The sequence below is a fragment of the Streptomyces sp. BA2 genome (assembly GCF_009769735.1).
In the GTDB taxonomy this organism is placed as follows: domain Bacteria; phylum Actinomycetota; class Actinomycetes; order Streptomycetales; family Streptomycetaceae; genus Streptomyces.
This window is the reverse complement of record NZ_WSRO01000002.1, coordinates 4681164-4698750: the sequence shown is the minus strand read 5'-3', so window position 1 is coordinate 4698750 and position 17587 is coordinate 4681164. Positions and strand designations below refer to the sequence as shown.

The 17587-nt window shown below is 70.4% G+C and carries 24 protein-coding genes, 1 tRNA gene and 1 pseudogene; 5 read left to right on the top strand and 21 right to left on the bottom strand.

The features are described 5' to 3' along the window. Positions 1-22: 22 nt before the first annotated feature. The 5 genes from E5671_RS23865 to E5671_RS23845 form a co-directional block, all read right to left on the bottom strand. Positions 23-202: a hypothetical protein gene (locus E5671_RS23865; protein ID WP_160505981.1), complete on the bottom strand. Its 180-nt coding sequence runs from the start codon at positions 200-202 to the stop codon at positions 23-25. Between the two features lie 462 nt (positions 203-664). Continuing rightward, a tRNA-Ser gene (locus E5671_RS23860) sits at positions 665-749 on the bottom strand. Between the two features lie 57 nt (positions 750-806). Further along, complete coding sequence (tadA, locus tag E5671_RS23855; RefSeq protein WP_160510375.1) at positions 807-1238, bottom strand: tRNA adenosine(34) deaminase TadA; 432 nt, start codon at positions 1236-1238, stop codon at positions 807-809. A 63-nt stretch (positions 1239-1301) separates the two neighbouring features. After that, complete coding sequence (locus tag E5671_RS23850) at positions 1302-1874, bottom strand: tRNA adenosine deaminase-associated protein (RefSeq protein WP_160510374.1); 573 nt, start codon at positions 1872-1874, stop codon at positions 1302-1304. Positions 1875-2079: 205 nt separating this feature from the next. Continuing rightward, entirely contained in the window at positions 2080-2265 is a 186-nt protein-coding gene (locus E5671_RS23845; RefSeq protein ID WP_160505980.1) for a hypothetical protein, read from the bottom strand. Between the two features lie 167 nt (positions 2266-2432). Here E5671_RS23845 and upp point away from each other — a divergent pair, with 167 nt between their 5' ends. After that, on the top strand, positions 2433-3068 hold the full coding sequence (gene upp, locus E5671_RS23840) for a uracil phosphoribosyltransferase (protein WP_160505979.1): 636 nt from the start codon (positions 2433-2435) through the stop codon (positions 3066-3068). 39 nt (positions 3069-3107) lie between these two features. On the opposite strand, the gene E5671_RS23835 is transcribed toward upp, so the two are convergent. After that, entirely contained in the window at positions 3108-3755 is a 648-nt protein-coding gene (locus tag E5671_RS23835) for a LytR C-terminal domain-containing protein (protein WP_160505978.1), read from the bottom strand. A 188-nt stretch (positions 3756-3943) separates the two neighbouring features. Then, positions 3944-4240, bottom strand: coding sequence for a type II toxin-antitoxin system VapB family antitoxin (locus tag E5671_RS23830; RefSeq protein ID WP_003955420.1), 297 nt, complete (start codon positions 4238-4240; stop codon positions 3944-3946). Between the two features lie 246 nt (positions 4241-4486). On the opposite strand from E5671_RS23830, the pseudogene E5671_RS23825 reads away from it, so the two are divergent. Next, a pseudogene (locus E5671_RS23825) lies at positions 4487-4972 on the top strand (helicase HerA-like domain-containing protein); the annotation flags it as partial. Between the two features lie 44 nt (positions 4973-5016). Here E5671_RS23825 and E5671_RS45465 read toward each other — a convergent pair. The 3 genes from E5671_RS45465 to E5671_RS23815 form a co-directional block, all read right to left on the bottom strand. Further along, positions 5017-5169, bottom strand: coding sequence for a hypothetical protein (locus E5671_RS45465; RefSeq protein WP_202121235.1), 153 nt, complete (start codon positions 5167-5169; stop codon positions 5017-5019). A 72-nt stretch (positions 5170-5241) separates the two neighbouring features. Then, on the bottom strand, positions 5242-5556 hold the full coding sequence (locus E5671_RS23820; protein WP_160505977.1) for a hypothetical protein: 315 nt from the start codon (positions 5554-5556) through the stop codon (positions 5242-5244). A gap of 476 nt (positions 5557-6032) precedes the next feature. Further along, positions 6033-6620 carry an HhH-GPD-type base excision DNA repair protein gene (locus E5671_RS23815; RefSeq protein ID WP_160505976.1) on the bottom strand — a complete coding sequence of 196 codons (588 nt, stop codon included), beginning with the start codon at positions 6618-6620 and terminating at the stop codon, positions 6033-6035. A gap of 180 nt (positions 6621-6800) precedes the next feature. On the opposite strand from E5671_RS23815, the gene E5671_RS23810 reads away from it, so the two are divergent. Further along, positions 6801-8402 (top strand): ABC-F family ATP-binding cassette domain-containing protein, encoded by a 1602-nt coding sequence (locus tag E5671_RS23810; RefSeq protein ID WP_160505975.1) that lies wholly within the window; start codon positions 6801-6803, stop codon positions 8400-8402. A 23-nt stretch (positions 8403-8425) separates the two neighbouring features. On the opposite strand, the gene E5671_RS23805 is transcribed toward E5671_RS23810, so the two are convergent. Next, positions 8426-9625 carry a cation:proton antiporter gene (locus tag E5671_RS23805; protein WP_160505974.1) on the bottom strand — a complete coding sequence of 400 codons (1200 nt, stop codon included), beginning with the start codon at positions 9623-9625 and terminating at the stop codon, positions 8426-8428. A 160-nt stretch (positions 9626-9785) separates the two neighbouring features. After that, a complete protein-coding gene (locus tag E5671_RS23800; RefSeq protein ID WP_160505973.1) occupies positions 9786-10700 on the bottom strand; it encodes a LysR family transcriptional regulator in 915 nt (304 codons plus the stop codon). A 169-nt stretch (positions 10701-10869) separates the two neighbouring features. Here E5671_RS23800 and E5671_RS23795 point away from each other — a divergent pair, with 169 nt between their 5' ends. Together E5671_RS23795 and E5671_RS23790 are read left to right on the top strand one after the other, a co-directional pair. Next, on the top strand, positions 10870-11355 hold the full coding sequence (locus E5671_RS23795) for a cupin domain-containing protein (protein ID WP_160505972.1): 486 nt from the start codon (positions 10870-10872) through the stop codon (positions 11353-11355). Positions 11356-11531: 176 nt separating this feature from the next. Continuing rightward, a complete protein-coding gene (locus E5671_RS23790) occupies positions 11532-12911 on the top strand; it encodes an FAD-binding oxidoreductase (RefSeq protein WP_160505971.1) in 1380 nt (459 codons plus the stop codon). A gap of 41 nt (positions 12912-12952) precedes the next feature. Here the strand turns inward: E5671_RS23790 and E5671_RS23785 are convergent, their stop codons facing one another. From E5671_RS23785 to E5671_RS23745, 9 genes are all read right to left on the bottom strand, one after another. Next, positions 12953-13375 carry a PIN domain-containing protein gene (locus E5671_RS23785; RefSeq protein WP_160505970.1) on the bottom strand — a complete coding sequence of 141 codons (423 nt, stop codon included), beginning with the start codon at positions 13373-13375 and terminating at the stop codon, positions 12953-12955. Then, positions 13372-13587 carry a type II toxin-antitoxin system VapB family antitoxin gene (locus tag E5671_RS23780; protein WP_160505969.1) on the bottom strand — a complete coding sequence of 72 codons (216 nt, stop codon included), beginning with the start codon at positions 13585-13587 and terminating at the stop codon, positions 13372-13374. The genes E5671_RS23785 and E5671_RS23780 overlap by 4 nt, the downstream gene beginning before the upstream one ends. Before the next feature lie 308 nt (positions 13588-13895). After that, positions 13896-14333, bottom strand: coding sequence for a sensor histidine kinase (locus E5671_RS23775; protein WP_160505968.1), 438 nt, complete (start codon positions 14331-14333; stop codon positions 13896-13898). Positions 14334-14507: 174 nt separating this feature from the next. Then, positions 14508-14690 (bottom strand): hypothetical protein, encoded by a 183-nt coding sequence (locus E5671_RS23770; RefSeq protein ID WP_160505967.1) that lies wholly within the window; start codon positions 14688-14690, stop codon positions 14508-14510. Continuing rightward, positions 14687-15601 (bottom strand): ATP-binding cassette domain-containing protein, encoded by a 915-nt coding sequence (locus E5671_RS23765; RefSeq protein ID WP_160505966.1) that lies wholly within the window; start codon positions 15599-15601, stop codon positions 14687-14689. Before E5671_RS23765 ends, E5671_RS23770 begins: the two co-directional genes overlap by 4 nt. Then, positions 15598-15801: a hypothetical protein gene (locus tag E5671_RS23760; protein WP_160505965.1), complete on the bottom strand. Its 204-nt coding sequence runs from the start codon at positions 15799-15801 to the stop codon at positions 15598-15600. The genes E5671_RS23765 and E5671_RS23760 overlap by 4 nt, the downstream gene beginning before the upstream one ends. Positions 15802-15812: 11 nt before the next feature. Further along, positions 15813-16946, bottom strand: a complete 1134-nt coding sequence (locus E5671_RS23755) for a sporulation-delaying protein SdpB family protein (RefSeq protein ID WP_160505964.1) — start codon at positions 16944-16946, stop codon at positions 15813-15815. A 64-nt stretch (positions 16947-17010) separates the two neighbouring features. Then, positions 17011-17460 carry an SdpA family antimicrobial peptide system protein gene (locus tag E5671_RS23750; RefSeq protein WP_160505963.1) on the bottom strand — a complete coding sequence of 150 codons (450 nt, stop codon included), beginning with the start codon at positions 17458-17460 and terminating at the stop codon, positions 17011-17013. Beyond that, positions 17442-17585: a twin-arginine translocation signal domain-containing protein gene (locus E5671_RS23745; RefSeq protein WP_160505962.1), complete on the bottom strand. Its 144-nt coding sequence runs from the start codon at positions 17583-17585 to the stop codon at positions 17442-17444. Before E5671_RS23745 ends, E5671_RS23750 begins: the two co-directional genes overlap by 19 nt. Positions 17586-17587: the final 2 nt, after the last annotated feature.

Below are 17587 nucleotides of genomic sequence, written 5' to 3'. Positions count from 1 at the left end.
CGGGGACGGCGGGCCGAGCCGCTCAGTCCTTGCCTCCGTTGGCGACCCAGGTCATGAAGTCGCCGATGCTCTGAGCAGCGTCCGAAACCGCCTCGAAGCCTATCTGCACGTAGTCCGCGGCCTTGGCGGGGTCAGTGATGATCACGTAGAGCATGAAGACGACGAGCGCGAAGAGCCCGATTTTCTTCCACTGCACCGCCATGCTTCGGCCTCCCCTTACCTGCTGCGTCCTGTGACCCCTGTGACGGCCGTGAGTCTAACCCGGCCCATGCTCACAAGGCTTTTAGGGACCAACGGCCCGGCAGCAGAGGCCCTTTGCCGCCCCGTTCCGAGTGGCGCGAGACGCAGGATTGGTGATGTGCCCCAGCGGATCTGGCAGGAATCCGCGGGCAAGGGACTGGCCCCACTGCGGGGCCACGCGCCGTCGGCTTCCCCCCGAATGACGGCGCTGGCTTAGGGGTTCCAGTCCTCATCGGGGGGAGCGGCTTGTCCCCCCGATGCCGTTCCCCCCGTCCAATCGGAGAGAGCCCCGGTGCCTTCGCGGCAGGCACCGGGGCTCACTTGCGTATGCGGGTATGTACGGAGGTGTGGACGCGGGCCGTCCGGCCCCTCCCCGGAAACGACGAAGGCCCCGTCCTCGCGGACGGGGCCTTCGTATCAAGAGCGGTAGCGGTGGGATTTGAACCCACGGTGAGTTTCCCCACACTCGCTTTCGAGGCGAGCTCCTTCGGCCGCTCGGACACGCTACCGAGAGGAACTCTAGCCCAAAGAGGGCCGTGGTCAGAAATCCGTTCTTCCGAGGGCGCTCAACGCCCCCGGAAGAACCGCGTGAGCAGCCCCGCGGCCTCCTCGGCGAGGACCCCCTCGATCACCTCGGGGCGGTGGTTGAGCCTTCTGTCGCGTACGACGTCCCAGACGGAGCCCGCGGCGCCCGCCTTCTCGTCCCGCGCTCCGTAGACGACCCGGTCGACCCGGGACTGGACGAGCGCGCCCGCGCACATCGTGCAGGGCTCCAGGGTCACCACCAGCGTGCAGCCGGCAAGGCGCCACTCCCCGAGCGCGGCAGCCGCCCGGCGGACGGCCAGCACCTCCGCGTGCGCCGTCGGGTCGCCGGTCGCCTCGCGTTCGTTGTGGCCCGACGCGAGCACCGTCGTGCCGTCCGGGGACAGCACGACGGCGCCGACGGGCACATCGCCGCCCTGGACGGCCAGTTCGGCCTCGGCCAGGGCCAGCCGCATGGCGGCCCGCCAGCGGTCGCGTACGGGATCGGGCTCCAGGCCGGTTTCGGTCACACCGGGAACCTAGCGGACGGTCTCGAGCACCTCCGCCGCCCCGAGGATCTCGGCGATGTCGCTGAGCGCGTCACCGGGCTCCAGACCGAGCAGTTCCTTCTCGGGCACACCGAGGTCGGTCATGAGCTCCGAGTCGCCAAGCGGCCCCGCGGGCACCGCGTCCCCCGGGGCGTCCTCCGTGTCGTCGTCATCGGCGGAATCGGGGGCGGCGCCGGACTCGGCGGGTTCGCCGTCCTCCGTGCCGTCCAGGTCGAGGGCGTCCAGATCGACACCCGGGTCGTCGGTGCCCGGCTCACGGCCGAGCATCTCGTCGGTGAGCAGGATCTCGCCGTACGAACTCTTGGCGGCCGCGGCCGCGTCCGAGACGTAGATACGAGGGTCCTCCTCACCGTCCACGCGGACGACGCCGAACCAGGCGCCCTCCTGTTCGATGAAGACGAGGACGGTGTCGTCCTCAGCGCTGCCGGCCGTGGCCTCGCGGGCCAGGTCGGTCAGATCCGACAGGGTCTCCACATCGTCGAGCTCCGTGTCGCTCGCTTCCCACCCGTCTTCGGTGCGCGCGAGCAGTGCGGCGAAGTACACCGTGACTCTCCCACTGGTCATAGACAGTGCCGGTTGACGGTTTGGGTGTCCCCCCGGCGAGTTCGGGGAGCGGGGGAGTTGCTGTTCCAAGCCCCGCCCACTCGGAATCGTGGCAGAAACCACGGCCTGAGGAGAGGTCTTCCGCCCGCTGTGTCCGCGTCGCGTTTCCCGGACGGCTCCCCGACGCCTGCGTGAGAGGTGGCCGCTACCAGCGGAACGTGCGCATACGCATCTGCTGTCGCATCCGTGCCGCCCGGGCGCGGCGCGGCTTCACACGGTCGCGGAGCTCGATGGCCTCGGCCCGTTCGTGCAGGAACTGGGCACGACGGCGCCGGCGCTCGGCTTCGGTCTCGCGGTCCGGCTCTCGGCCGCCGGGCTCTCTGTCCGGCATGGGCAACACCACCCCAGGTCGTACGTCCACTTTCCCCCGTACGGCGGGTTTGATGCCAGCGCGGGTTCTTCCAGGGGGAACGGGGCGGGTGCGGGGAGGCCGTCGAGGGGGAGTCCGACCGCTCCCGGGAGCGGTCGGGGGCCCCGGGCGCGGTTACTGTTGAGGACATGCGGATCCACGTCGTCGACCACCCGCTGGTGGCGCACAAACTCACCACGCTGCGCGACAAGCGCACCGACTCACCGACCTTCCGGCGCCTCGCCGACGAGCTGGTCACCCTGCTCGCGTACGAGGCCACCCGGGACGTGCGCACCGAGCAGGTCGACATCGAGACCCCGGTCACCCCGACGACCGGCGTCAAGCTGTCCCACCCGCGCCCCCTGGTCGTGCCGATCCTGCGCGCCGGGCTCGGCATGCTGGACGGCATGGTCCGGCTCCTGCCGACCGCCGAGGTGGGCTTCCTCGGGATGATCCGCGACGAGGAGACCCTCCAGGCGTCGACGTACGCGACCCGCATGCCGGAAGACCTCTCGGGGCGCCAGGTGTACGTCCTGGACCCGATGCTGGCCACCGGCGGCACGCTCGTCGCGGCCATCCAGGAACTGATCAAGCGCGGCGCGGACGACGTCACCGCCGTGGTGCTCCTCGCCGCGCCCGAGGGCGTCGAGGTCATGGAGCGCGAGCTCGCGGGCACGCCGGTGACGGTCGTGACGGCGTCGGTGGACGAGCGGCTGAACGAGAACGGCTACATCGTGCCGGGGCTCGGCGACGCCGGGGACCGGATGTACGGGACCGCGGAGTAGCGCTCAGCAGTCCCTGAAACGGTCCTTCGGGACCAGCGCTCAGCAGTCCTTCTTGCCGTTGGACGTCGAGGACGTCGGCTTGGGTTTGGCGAGTACCGCCAGAGCCTTGTCGGCGTCCTCTTTCTTTGCCAGATCCTTGAACTTCGTACCCAGGATCAGGTCCACCTCGCCGCCCTTCCGGGCGTCCGGCCGGCTCTCGGCGCCCGCGAGCTGCGTGCCGAGCACCGGCAGCGCCGTGTCCATGGCGGAGGGGGCGCCGAGCAGTATCCCGGTGCCCTTGACCTTCTTGTCGTACTCCTTCGGCGCGTTGTCCACCTTGCCGATGGTGAAGCCTCGCTTCTTGAGCTCGGCCGCGACGTCCTTGGCGAGGCCGCCGCGGGGCGTGGCGTTGAAGACGTTGACCTTGATCTGGCCCGGCTTGGGCAGCGCCTTGGGGGCGGGCTCGGCGGACGGGTCCGGCTGCTTCGCCGCGCAGTCGCTGCGCGAGCTCGCCGCCGTGGCCTTGTCGCCGCCCGTGAAGACATCAATGAGCTGCAGTGTTCCCCAGCCGATCAGGCCGACCGCCGCGACGGACGCGACCACCGCGAGCACGATCCTGCGGCGGCCACGGGGTCGGCGCATACGCGGATATTTGGCCCCCGTGATGCGGTACTTGCCGCCCATGCCGGGGGGAGTGAGCATGCTCATGGGCGCAGCGTAGTGCGACGACGCCGTGATGCCTACTAAATGATCATTGACTCGGGCTCAGTCCAACCCGAAAGGGCCAATGAGGGCGTAGGTGTGGGTGCGAGGCGTGGGTGCGGGGTGAGGGTTGGGTGTGGGGTGAGCGCGTGGGTGAGGGCATGAGTGCCCGGTGTCACGGCTGTCCGCCGGGGTCAGCCCAGTTCGAGGACGCGGGCGTGCAGCACCTGGCGCTGCTGGAGCGCGGCGCGGACCGCGCGGTGCAGTCCGTCTTCCAGGTAGAGGTCGCCCTGCCACTTCACCACGTGCGCGAAGAGGTCGCCGTAGAACGTCGAGTCCTCCGCGAGGAGCGTCTCTAGGTCCAGCTGGCCCTTGGTCGTCACGAGCTGATCGAGGCGGACCGGGCGCGGCGCGACGTCCGCCCACTGCCGGGTGCTTTCCCGGCCGTGGTCGGGGTACGGCCGGCCGTTTCCGATGCGCTTGAAGATCACACGGAAAGCCTACCGGGCAAGGCTCTCCGGGCGCAGCCATGGAGACGGAGTGTGACTCTGGGAAATGACGCCGTAAATCGGGGCATACCGGGAACACTCAAGCCGGGAACAGGGGCCGAAGTGAGCGACAGCCAGCCGATGCCGTCCACAACGGGCCGCGCGAACCCCTCCAACGAGTCTTCGCCGGTCGCGGGGGTGACGACCGGAGGGGAGGGTTCCGGAGGCGTTGTCTCCGGTGGGGGCGCGCACGTGCTGCGGGCCTTCACGCCGGACGACCAGAAGGCGCTGAAGGCGACGGTGAGGACGTTCCCGAATTCCGTGTACGACCTGGAGGAGACGCTGACCGCGATCGGCACGGGCGAGGCGGTGATCACCGTACTGAGCGAGAAGGGCGCGCCCACGCCGGTGGCCGTGACGCGGTTGCGGGCACCGGAGTCGTTGATGGGGCCGGTGGAGGCGGGGGCGCTGGAGGGGGCGGTGAAGGGGTCGTCGCTGTACGGGCGGTACGCGGGGGCGGTTGACCGGGAGTCGGCGTACGAGAAGTTGACTGGGCGTCAGGCGGAGGAGGGGGCTGCGGGGGCGGAGAAGGGTGCCAAGGGGGGTGGCTCCGGTTCCGTGGTGGACCAGGTGGTGGGGAGCGGGATCTTCAAGTCGCTTGCGCGGTCGTTGGGGACGCAGATCGGGCGGGAGATTTCGCGGTCGGTCTTCGGGACGGCTCGGCGCAGACGCTGAGGCTGGCGGGGCGCCTTGAGCATCTGCGTCTGCGCCGGTGGGGGTCAGCGGCCGTTGTGCTCGGGGCTGTGGTTCTTCTCGGGGTCCTCGTCCTCGGTCTGTGAGGGGGTGGGGGTGTCGGGGTTGGGGTTGGGTGCGTTGCGTACGGCTTCGGCGCGGAGGAGGGCGTGCAGGGCCGCGTACGGGTCGATGGGCATGGGTGTCTGTCCTCGGTTCGCTGCTGGTGGTGGGGGTGGGGGGCGGCCCGTGTGTGTGGGGGGCCGGGCCTGTCAGCAGCGGAGGACTACGGAGTGTGGGGCAGGGCGGTGGATGAGGGCGCGGGTGGGGAGGGGGTGACTGCGGTGGGGGACGCGGGGGCGTGCGGCCGGGGCGGCGGAGGCGGGGGCGGGGCGCCTTGTGGGTACGCGGAGCGCGCTCTCGGCGGTGTCCTGGTGGGCCTCGCCGGTGGGCTCGGTGGAGATGGCCGCGGGTGGGGCGGGGGCGGCTTCGGTGGGGGCCGCGGGGGCGAGGACGGCGCCGAGGAGGGCGAGGAGGATGAGGGCAGCTCTGAGCCACGCGGGGCGGGGTGACGCGGCGCGGCTCATGAGGGGTCATGTCCCCCGACGAACCCCGCTTGCTGTGCCCCACAGCCCAGATCCGCCCTCTTGGGCTACGAACGAAGTCGGGGGGCGTGTGGGGTGCGGGGCTGCTTCGCCTGTGGGTGCGGGGCCGCGCCGGTATGTCCGTCCTCGCTATCGTCCGGTGGCCGCCGGGTCACTTCGGCACCGGAGCGCCGCGAGCCGTGCTCCGGGCAGACATACCGGCACGTCCCCTCCCGAGCGTCGCCGACTGCGCGCGCGTGCGGGCCAGGGCTCCCAAGGATGGGGCGCGGTGCTGCCCCATAGATGTCCCCCCTCGGGTTCCCCACCCACCCCTGCTGCGGACAATCACCCCACTCCTCCGACGCCGCGGGGCAATCGGGCGGATGGGCGGGAGAGCTTGTTCGTTCAGGGGTGGATGCGGGGTGATCGGGTGGGTGGGCGGGGGAGTTTGTTCGGCACGGGGCGGATGCGGGGCCCTGTTACTTGCCGGAGGCCTTCGCTGCCGCCTTGAGCTGCTGCTTGTGGGCGCGGACCCTCTGGAGGGACTCCGGGCCCGTGATGTCCGCGACCGAGCGATACGCGTCCGGCTCCCCGTACGCCCCCGCCGCCTCCCGCCAGCCGGCAGGCCGTACGCCCAGCTGCTTGCCGAGCAGGGCCAGGAAGATCTGTGACTTCTGCTTCCCGAAGCCGGGGAGGTCGTTCAGGCGCTTCAGGAGATCCTTGCCGGAGGCGGCCCCCTCCCACAGGGCGGTGGGGTCACCCTCGTAGTGCTCCACGAGGTATGCGCAGAGTTGTTGAATTCGTTTCGCCATCGATCCGGGGTAGCGGTGCACCGCCGGCTTGGTGGAGAGCAGCGCGGCGAACTCCTCGGGGTCGTACGCCGCGATCTCGTGCGCGTCGAGATCGTCCGCGTTCAACCGCCGCGCGATCGTATGCGGGCCCGCGAACGCCCACTCCATCGGAACCTGCTGGTCGAGCAGCATCCCGACGAGCGCGGCCAGCGGACTGCGGCCGAGGAGCTCATCGGCCTCCGGCTCCTGGGCCAGATGCAGGGTGACGTCGTCCATGGAGTCGATCATCCCGCTTGGGGTCAGGCTTCGCACGCCCGCGCCGGGCGGGGAAATCCGGGTGCGGTCACGGGCCCGGTCTCGCTACCCTCGCCGTATGTCTACGCCCCGCATCTCCTAGCCAGGACACCGGTCTCCACGTCACCCGTGTGTCCATTCGCTACTGCGGAGCGTTACCTCATGATCACCGCCCGACGCATCCACGTCCGCGTCGGCGCCCGGCTTCTGCTGGCCGGCGCCTCCTTCCACATCGCACCCGGCGACCGCATCGGCCTCGTCGGCCGTAACGGCGCAGGGAAGACCACTCTGCTCAAGACGATCGCGGGGCAGGTCACCCCGGCCGAGGGGGCCCTCACCCGTACCGGCTCCCTGGGGTATCTCGCCCAGGACCCCGCAGCCGCCGACCCGCACAGCACCGTCACAGCCCGCATCCTCTCCGCCCGCGGTCTCGACAAGGCCGCTCAAGCCCTGCGTACCGCCGAGAGCGCCATGGCCGAAGCCGAGAGCGCCCCGACGCAGCAGCGGGCCATGGCCGCCTACGCCCGCGCGGACGACGCGTTCCAGGCGCGGGGCGGTTACGCCGCCGAGGCCGAGGCCGCCCGCGTGGCCGCCGGGCTCGGGCTCCCCGAGCGCATGATGGACGCGCCGGTGGGCCACCTCTCGGGCGGCCAGCGGCGCCGCGTAGAGCTGGCCCGGATCCTCTTCTCGCGCCACGACACCCTGCTGCTCGACGAGCCGACCAACCACCTGGACGCGGATTCGGTGGGGTGGCTGCGGGGGTACCTCGGGTCCTATCCCGGTGGGCTCGTTCTCATCAGTCATGACACGGAGCTCCTTGCGGACACCGTCAATCGCGTATTTGTCGTCGACCCCGGTCGCGCCGCCCTCGACGTACACAACACCGGCTGGCACACCTACCTCACCCAGCGCGCCGCGGACGAACGGCGGCGCGGCCGTGAGCGGGCCAACGCGGAGCGGAAGGCCGCTTCGCTGCGCAGCCAGGCGGAGAAGATGCGTTCGCACGTCGCCACCGCCACCGCAGCGAAGAACATGGCCCGTCGCGCCGACCGTATGCTCGCCGCCACCGAGCCCGTACGCAGGGGTGAGCGGGTCGCGCGGATCCGGCTGCCCGAGCCCGCGCCGTGCGGGCGTACGCCGCTCGGTGCGATCAGTCTGGTGAAGGCGTACGGGGGGCATCGGGTGCTCGGCGGTGTTGACCTGGCGGTCGACCGGGGCAGCCGGCTCGTCGTCCTCGGGTTCAACGGCGCCGGGAAGACCACGCTCCTGCGCCTCCTCGCCGGGGCCGAACTCCCGGACAGCGGGCGGGTGGTGCACGGTCACGGAGCCAGGCTCGGCTACTTCGCTCAGGAGCACGACACCCTCGACGGCGGGATGACGGTGCGGGAGAATCTCGCCGCCGCCGCGCCCGGCCTCACGGATGGCGAGGTGCGGGGCGTCCTGGGGTCTTTCCTGTTCCGCGGTGACGACGCCGACAAGCCCGCCGCGGTGCTCTCCGGCGGCGAGAAGACCCGGCTCGCGCTCGCGGGGCTCGTGCACTCGGGGGCGAACGTGCTGCTCCTCGACGAGCCGACCAACAACCTCGACCCGGCATCGCGCGACGAGGTGCTCGGCGCGGTGGGCACGTATCCGGGGGCGATCGTGATGGTGACGCACGACGAAGGGGCCATCGACGCGCTGCGGCCCGACCGCGTGCTGCTCCTGCCGGACGGCACCGAGGACCTCTGGAGCCCGGACTACCGGGAGCTCGTCGCCCTCGCCTAGGGCGGCCTGGCGAGCGACGGGCCCTAGCCGGGGCCGCCAGTAGCGCTGAGGTTGCGTGGCGATCGTGCCCGCAGCCTCAGCGCCAGGAGCGGGAAGACCAGCACCGACACCATCCCGGCCCCGACGAGCGCCGCGGCCTCGCCCGCCGTCAGGGTCTTGTCGTCCAGGCCGATGGCGGTGATCGCGACGACGAGCGGCAGGGCCGTGGAGGAGTAGAGCGTGAGGGCGCGCCGGTCGCGTACGTCCAGGTCGCGTGGGGCGAGGAAGTACACGGGCAGGCCCCTCACGACGAGGAAGAGGAGGAGGAAGGCGGGCAGCAGGACGAGTGAACGGCCGCCGTGCAGCAGGGCGTCCAGGTCGAAGTCGATGCCGGTCACGATGAAGAACACCGGCACCAGGAAGCCGAAGCCCATCGCCTCGATCTTCCCGAGGACCACCTCGCTGCTCTCCGGCGCCGCGCCTTGCAGTACGAGACGGGTGAGCAGGCCCGCCGCGAACGCGCCCAGGAGCGAGTCGAGGCCGAAGGCGTACGAGAGGCCCAGCATCGCGGCGAGCAGCAGCATCACGAAGCGCACCGCGAACTGGCCGCTGCTGTGCAGGGTCTTGGCGATGACGTGGGAGAACCAGGGAGGTCTCGGCCGCATCGCCCAGTAGACTGCGGCGGCCGTGACGGCGGCGAACGCGGCGAGCAGCACGGTCGACGTGCCGGGGGCGCGGCCGCTCAGGAGCAGCGCCATCGCGATGATCGGGCCGAACTCCCCGACCGCGCCGAAGGCCATCATCACCGTCCCGAAGCGGCCCCGCAGGTCCCCGGAGTCGCGCAGGATCGGAAGGACCGTGCCGAGCGCGGTGCTGGTCAGCGCCGTGCCGATGACGAAGCTCTTGGTGACGGCGCCCGCGGTGAGCGCGAACGCGACGCCGAGCCCGAGCGCCAGCGAGATCACCCACGCCCACACCGAACGGCGCAGGGTGTCCCCGCGGACGGCGCCGAACTGGATCTCGTACCCCGCGAGAAAGATCAGCATCGAGAGGCCGAGGTCCGAGAGCACGTCGATCGCCGCGTCGTGGTGGGCCCACCCCAGTACGTCGGGGCCGATGACGATGCCGAGCAGGATCTCGAAGATGACCAGCGGGACGGGGACCCAGCGGCTGAAGCCGTAGGTGAGGAGGGGTGCGAGCACGGCGATGGCCATGATCAGGATGAGCGTCCCCGGCTGCGGCATAGGTCGTATTTAACCTAAACTCGGGCGAAACGGATATCGGGCAGTCAGTCCGGGCGATCCGCAGGGGGGACCTCATCCGATGAATCAAGGGGGCCCCATCCGGCACAGTCGGGAGTGGCGCCGCTGCTCCGGGCCCGCAGTAGAACCCCGCCGGGAAGCGTTACGCCGGGCCGGGGGTGGAAGCGTGGTCGGCCGCGTTCCGTAGCGCGTCCAGGAGGCCCGCCACCGCCGGGCGGTCGGGCGCCGGGCCCCGCACCGCCGCGTAGATGGAACGGAGCGGCACCGGATTGTGGACCTCGCGGACGACCACCCCGGAGTGGGGCGCGTCCAGGCCGAGTTCCGGTACGAGGCTGACGCCGAGGCCCGCGGCGACGAAGCCCTGCGCCGTGGCGTAGTCCCCGCTCTCCACCACGAAGTCCGGGCTGAAACCCGCCGCGCCGCACGCGTCGAGGATGGGGTCGAGGCAGGGCCCCGGCGACTCGCTCGCGACCCACGGCTCCTCGGCCAGGTCCGTCATCTCAAGGAACCGTTTCGCGGCGAGGGGGTGCCCCGCGGGGAGCACGGCGTGGTACCGGTCGTCCAGGAGGTGCTCGAAACGGACGCCGTCCACGCCCAGTTGGTCCTGCGGCCGGACCACGAGGGCCAGGTCCGCCTGCCGGTCCCGCACCTCCGGCATCGGATCGTCGGGATCCGACAGCTTCAACTCGACCTGCACACCCGGCTGTGCGCGCCGCAGCGCGGCCAGCGCCGGAGCGACCAGCGTCGCGCCCGCCGTCGTGAAGTACCGCATGGAGATCCGTCCCGTCCGCCCCGCCCGCAGCGCGGCGAGCGCGGTCTCCGCCTCGGCGATCTGCTTGCCGATCGCGACCGCGTACTCGGTGAGCAGCCGCCCGGCATCCGTCGCCCGCACCCCGCGCCCGGTGCGCTCCAGGAGGGCGATGCCCGCCTCCTTCTCCAGGGCCGCCATCTGCTGGCTCACCGCGGAGGGCGTGTACCCGAGGTTGCGCGCCGCGGCGGTCACGGAGCCGCTGGTGACCACTGCACGGAGGACCTGCATGCGCCGCGTATCAAGCATGCAGTCCAGCTTAACCAAGCCCCGGAACTCTTACGTATAACTAACAGGGGGAGTGGGTTGGCTGGTGGATAAAGTCAGCACCCAGCCAGCACCCAGTCCGCACCCGGTCACCACCCAGCCAGCACCCAGTGAGCGCCAACTGGCCGCGCCACCAACGAAGGAGCGCAACATGTCCTACCCGGAGCCCCGCTATCTCGGCGAAGAAGGCGAAATCAACGCGGTGTTCAGGCCGGCCGACACGGAGCCCGAACTGGTCAGGCCCGGCGGCAACCGCACGCACTACCTCGCGACGCACGCCTCCACCGGCGGCGAATTCGGCCTCTACAAAGTGGACTTGGGCCCGAAGTCCCCCGGGCCGAGCACCCACTTCCACAAGTCGATTTCGGAGTCCTTCTTCGTCCTGTCCGGCCAGGTCCAGCTCTACAACGGAGAGCGCTGGATCACCGGCGGCCCCGGCGACTTCCTCTACGTCCCGGTGGGCGGCCTGCACGCCTTCAAGAACGACAGCGACGACCCCGCCTCCATGATCATGCTCTTCTCGCCGGGCGCCCCGCGCGAGGAGTACTTCGAGCAGGTGGCGGAGATGGCACAGAAGGGCGGCAAGGAGTTCGGCGAGTTCCTCGTCAAGCACGACAGCTTCTTCGTCGAGCGCTGAGGACCCTGTCGCCCGAGCACCCCGATCACCTTGCCGGCCGGGACCTCCAGGTCGACGCCGTCCAGCGCGACGACGAGCAAGACGATGCCGGGGTCCGCTGTCAGCGGCGCCGGTGAATTGCGGGCACCGTCCAACGGCGGGACCCTGGAAAGGGCAGTCCCGGCAAGGAGTCCGTCATGGACGGCAGCACCCTCGAAGAGATGAGAGCCGCGCTCCGTGGCCCGGTCATCGGCCCGCAGGACCCCGAGTACGACCGGGCCCGCGCGATGTACAACGCGATGATCGACCGGCGTCCGGCCGCCCTCGTACGGTGCTCGGACGCGGCGGACGTCATGGCCGCCGTCGACTTCATCCGCGAACGTGACCTGGAACTAGCCGTCAGGGGCGGCGGCCACAGCGGCGCCGGGCTCTGCGAGGTCGACGACGGCGTCACCATCGACCTGTCGCCCATGCGCTGGGCACGCGTCGACCCCGTGGCGAGGACGGCCCGGGTCGGCGGCGGCAGCCGGCTCGCCGACCTGGACCACGCCGCCCATGCCTTCGGTCTCGCCACCCCCACCGGATTCATGTCGACGACGGGCGTCGGGGGCCTCACCCTCGGCGGCGGCCACGGGCACCTCACCCGCAAGTACGGCCTGACGATCGACAACCTCGTCGCCGTGGACGTCGTGCTCGCCGACGGCAGCTTCGTCACCGCGAGCGAGTCACAGCACCCGGACCTGTTCTGGGCCCTGCGCGGCGGAGGCGGGAACTTCGGCATCGTCACCTCGTTCCGCTTCCGGCTGCACCCGGTGGGTGACGTGGTCGTCGCGATCACGGTCTGGCCTGCGGACCAGACCCGGGACGTGCTGCGCTGGTACCGCGACTTCCTGCCGCAGGCACCCGACGACCTGAACGGCTTCTTCACCGCGCTCACCGTCCCGCCGGGCCCGCCGTTCCCCGAGGAGATCCAGGGCCAGAAGATGTGCGGCGTCGTGTGGTGCTGGACGGGCGACCCGGACGAGGCCGAGCAGGTCCTGTACGCGGTGAACGAGCCGGGCCCGCCCGCCTTCCACTTCACCGCACCGATGCCCTACCCGGCGCTCCAGACCATGTTCGACGAGCTGATCCCCAGCGGTCTCCAGTGGTACTGGCGCGGCGACTTCTTCGACCGGATCACCGACGAAGCGATCGACGTACACGTGAAGTACGCCGAGAACCTCCCCACCGACCTGTCGACCATGCACCTCTATCCCGTGGACGGGGCCGCCGCCCGCGTCGACCAGGAAGACACCGCGTGGGGTTATCGCGACGCGGTCTGGTCCGGAGTCATCGGCGGCATCGATCCGGACCCGGACAACGCCGGGACGATCAGAGAGTGGTGCGTCGACTACTGGGAAGAGCTGCACCCGCACTCCATGGGCGGCGCCTACGTGAACTTCATCGGCGAGGGCGAGGACCACAGCCGCGTGAAGGCCACCTACCGCGACCACTACTCCCGGCTCACCCGCATCAAGAACGCCTACGACCCGGCCAACCTCTTCCACGCCAACCAGAACATCGCGCCCGAGCTGTGAGCGGCCGTCCGCGCCGTTCGGGGGTTAGTACGTCCGCTGACCTATTTTCCGTGCTCCGGGCCGTACCACTGAAGGGCTTGCCCGGTAACTGCGGCGATGCGCTCGAAGTCGTGATCGCGATGGAGCAGGGTGAGCCCCTGCAGCTCCGCTGTGGCGGCGACGACGAGGTCGACCGCTCCCGCGCTTCGGTGTCTCCCCTGTCTGGTGAGGGCTTCCTGTACATGCCAGGCACGGTCGTAGGCGCGGTCGTCGACGGGAACCCAGCCGAAGATCAACCGCATGTCCTCGATGCCGCGCGCCCGGTCTGCAGCCGACCGGGCGCTGTAGAAGAACTCAAGCTCGGTGATGGGGCAGGTCGCGATGAGTCCGGCCGCGGCGGCTTGGTCCCAGCCGTATTGCTCTGCGTCCTCGCGCATGAACCGCGCGAGCGCGCTGGTGTCGATCAGGAACTGGGCCGCGTTCACCGGCGGTAGTTCGCCTTGTTCTCGAACAGCTCCAGATCGAATGCGCCCTCACCGGCCGAGGCTCGCAGCCGGGCGAGAGCCAGGGCGCGACGTCGACTCTCCAGGACCTCGCGAAGAGCGGTGTTGACGGTCTCCTTCTTGGTGCTCGTCCCGAGGGCTTTCGCCACGTCCGCGACCAGTTCGTCGTCCAGGTCGATAACCGTCCGACTCATGTTCACCTCACTGATATCAAATGTGGGGCTAAGTATATCTCGCAAGGCGGCATCGTGTGCCCTCCCTGGTGGGGGAGCAAATGTTCGTCTGGGCGTTCTGGGGCCTGTGGGAGCGTCCTGACCTGCGGTGCAGCTGGCCCGGACAGCGGCTGCTTATGCTGCGGGGCGAAGTCGTGTTGCAGCCGGTTCCGGGTCTTGAGCGGGGTGATGTATCCGAACTCGGGGTGTTTGCGGAGTCTGCTGTGGTTGTACTCGACCTTGATGGTTCGCCGTCCGGCCCCGCGGGTGGTCGAGCCACCTGTGCGTCCTCAAGGCTTATGGGTGGCTGGTGTCCGCGGTGCCGTTAACCGCCTCTCCGGGCCCATGAGCCTGTGCCCCGGAGCCGGGAACGCGGCCCGGAGCAGGAAGGAGCCGTCCGGTGTCGGGCCCGCGGTGAGTGCGCCGTCCAGGACGCGGGCGCGTTCGCGCAGACCGGCCAGGCCGTGGCCGCCGCTCTTCTCGGAGGCGGCCACTCCGGTGGTCTCAGGCGCGGCTTCACCGATGGCTCCCCGGGCCAGCGCGCTGCGGGCCTCGACAACCAGGCAGGTGTCGCCGTCCACGGACTCCACGCGCAGACCGACCGGGGCGCCGACGTCGCCGTGCCTCAGTACGTTGGTCAGCGCCTCCTGCACCGTGCGGTAGGCGGCAAGCTCCACTGTGGCGGGCCAGTACACCCCATCCCCCGGGGCGATGGTCAGGGGCTTCACCGTGAGTCCGCTGCGCTCGACGAGGACGGGGATGTCGGCCAGGCGAACAGTTCCTCGTCATCGACGATCACGACGTTGATGACGTCGTCAGGCCGCCCCACCTGTCTGTCCGCCACTGGCCCGTCGCCCCCGTCGTTCCCCCCTGTTGATCAAGTGCCCATCATGGGATTCCCGTCACTGATGTGCGCAAGCCGGACCCGTGCGAGCCGGGGCGACCGCGTCGGGGAAGACGTGCGGCAGCACGAGCAGCAGGGCGACGAGGCCCGTACCGGCGGCCGCGGGGACGAGCAGGGCCTGGCGGCCCTGGTGGCGCCAGGTGCGGACGAGCAGGGCGCCGAGGAGTCCGCCAGTGGTCATGTGGAATCGTCCAGGAGTCGATGGATGGTGGTTTCCATGGCAGTCCGAGCTGCGGTCTCAGTGCCGATTTCTGTGGTGCCTGCGGTGCCCGCGGTGCCTGCGGAGACGGGGCGTACGTCGGTGACCTCGACGCCGTCGGCGACGAGCCCGGCGATGTGCTCACCGATCGTTGTGTCCTGCCCGAGCTCGGCCCGCTCCCAGCCTCCGCCGCCGAGGGAAGTGCGCAGGTCGTACGTGGACCGCGACGCGGCCCGCTCCGGACCTCCTGCCACGGGCAGCCCGGTGAGCTCCCCACCCTTGAGGATCAGCAGTTGTGAGGCGAGCGTCATCGCCTCGGGCACGCTGTGCGTGGAGTAGAGGACGGTCTTGTGCGCGCCCCAGGAACGTACGAGTGCGCGGGTGTGCTCGGCGCTGACCGGGTCGAGCCCCGTCATGGGCTCGTCGAGCAGCAGTACGTGCGGGTCGGTCAGCGTGAGCCTGGCCAGGTCGGCCCGCTGGAGTTGGCCCCTGCTGAGCCGGGCGGTACGCCGGTCGAGCAGCCCCTCGATGTCGAACCGCCCGGCAGCGTCCCGTATCCGCGCGGTGCGCCGCGCCCCGTCCAGGCCCTGCACCCGGGCCCAGAACTCCAGGTTGTCCCGCACGCTCAACTGCGGGCTGAGCGCGGCACGGTGGGTCAGCACGCCGATCGCGCGCTTGGCCTCGCGGTGGGCGGCCAGGTCGGTGCCGCCGAGGAGTACCCGCCCCGCGAGCGGCGGCAGGATACCGGCCAGGACGCGCATGAGCGTGGTCTTCCCAGCGCCGTTGCGCCCGAGCAGGACATGCACCCCTGGGGCCAGTTGCGTGTCGATGGGGCCGATCACCGGGCGTCCGCGGTACCCGGCGACGACCCCGTCAAGCCGTACTCCCGTCACGGTGCGTCGAAGAGTGTGGCGCGCTGCTCGGCCGTCAGTTCGCTCTCGTCTACGCGACGGAGCAGCGACAGATGCCGGCCCGCCTTGCACCTGCCCAGCCGGCGCGGACCGAGCCGGATGGTGGTCACTGAGGCTCCGTGAACCCAGCTTCCCCAGAAAACGTGGCCCTTGCCGCACGCGATGATGGTGTCCGCGGTCATGTGTCTCTCCTTCAGCCGAGGTGGGGGGTGGACGTCGGTTCTCTGTCGGCTTCACCGGCTTCACCAGTTCCACCGGCTTCGTCTGCCCCATCGATGTCTTCGGGCTCTTCCGCGACCGGGGTCTGTCGCCCGTCCTGCGGTACAGCAGGCCGTCCTGGCCGTCGCCCCGACGGCGGTGCCGGGGCCGCCAATTCCACGCGGTCCGGCGTCGCGGCAACCGCGGCAGAACCGATCATGATCAGACTGAAACTCCACAGGCCGATGGTCGCGATGATGGCGCCGTGCAGCAGCACATCCATCCAGAAGGCCAGCTTCCGCCACCGCTCCGGGCCGATCAGCAACGCGGCGATCACCACCTCAATGAGGATCGCACCCCAGGTCATCGCACTCACCAGCAGCCCGTTTCCGGACATTTTCAGCAGCGGTGCCGCGAAGGGCTCGGCGACACCGAAGACCGGGTCGCGCAGCACGTAGTACTCGGCCGAACCATTCAGCCAGTCCGTGACGCCGAACTTGCTGATGCCGGACTGCAGATACAAAATCACCAGCTGTACGCGCAGGGCCCAGAAGGCGGCGAACGCCACCCCTCGGCGCCGCGGCCCGAGTGCGGTGGTCGGCCGCTGCCAGTGCCAGCGCCGGTCGTCGGCCAGGCCCATGAGGATCAGGAGCAGGCAGACGATCCGCGCGATGGCCTCGCCGCCGTCGGGCAGCGAGGTGCTGACGCCGATCGAGTACGCGATCCAGGCATGGATCCACACCGTCCAGCGGGGCCGGTATCCGCTGGCGACCAGGGCGAGCAGCGCGACCATGATCCAGCGGCGCCATTCCTGGGAGACCGCGTCACCGCCCACGCAGTACGTGGAGATGGCCTGCACGCCCGCGCAGTGCGGGTAGGGCTGCTCGCCGAGGAGGGGATGAAGCAGCGCGGCGGACGGCGTGAGTGCCAGCGTGATCAGATGCGCCAGGGCGATGATCGTGCGGCCGCAGCCGAACCACACCGACCGTGGGTCGAAGCGTCGCAGTGCCCGATCCACAGCACCGGCGAGGCTCCCGGGCGGAGTTGCCGTCGCTCGCGAGGCGGTCTCCTTGTTGCTGTCGGCCTTCGACGTGTCCCTTTCGGTTATCGACTTGCTGCTGTCGGCCATCGACGGTCCTTTCGCCCGTGGTCCGGCCTTCGTCGCCTCGGTCACCGCACCGGTACTCGCCGTCTCAGCCATCGCAACGGATCCGCAGGTGCGCCGCGCGGGTCACGCGCGAGGTCTCGGACAGCAACTCGCGATTGGCCCATGGCACGGCCCGCTGGTTGGTCACGATGATGTCTCCGCAGAGCGACGGAAGGGGCGAGGGGTTGGTCACCGCGGTGGCATGCCGGGCCGCGGCCCCGCGCAGACAATCGTCGTTGGAGCCCTGACAGGTCTGCCAGTGACGCACCTTGGAGGCGAGTAGCGCCTCCTCGGGGCCTTGGGCGCGCTGCCGCCGCGAGAGGCCGAAGAGGTTCTCGGCCCTGCCCTGCGGGGTCAGCGAGAGGTTCTCGGGCCTCGCTCCACCGCCGCGCGGCCGGTAGGCGCCGAACTGCTCGCTCTGCGGGTCCTTGGTGAAGAAGGCCCAACCCTGCGGAACGAACGCGGAGAAGGCGGTCTTCACGGGGGGGGCATCCATGGCTGCGTGGTCACATTGCGCGGCATGGCGAAGTAGGTGGAGGCGGCCAGGAGGGCGGACAGCGCGGCGGCAGCCGTGACGAAGGCCCGGCGCTCTCGCCGTACGGCCTGGGACGTGTCGCTCATGT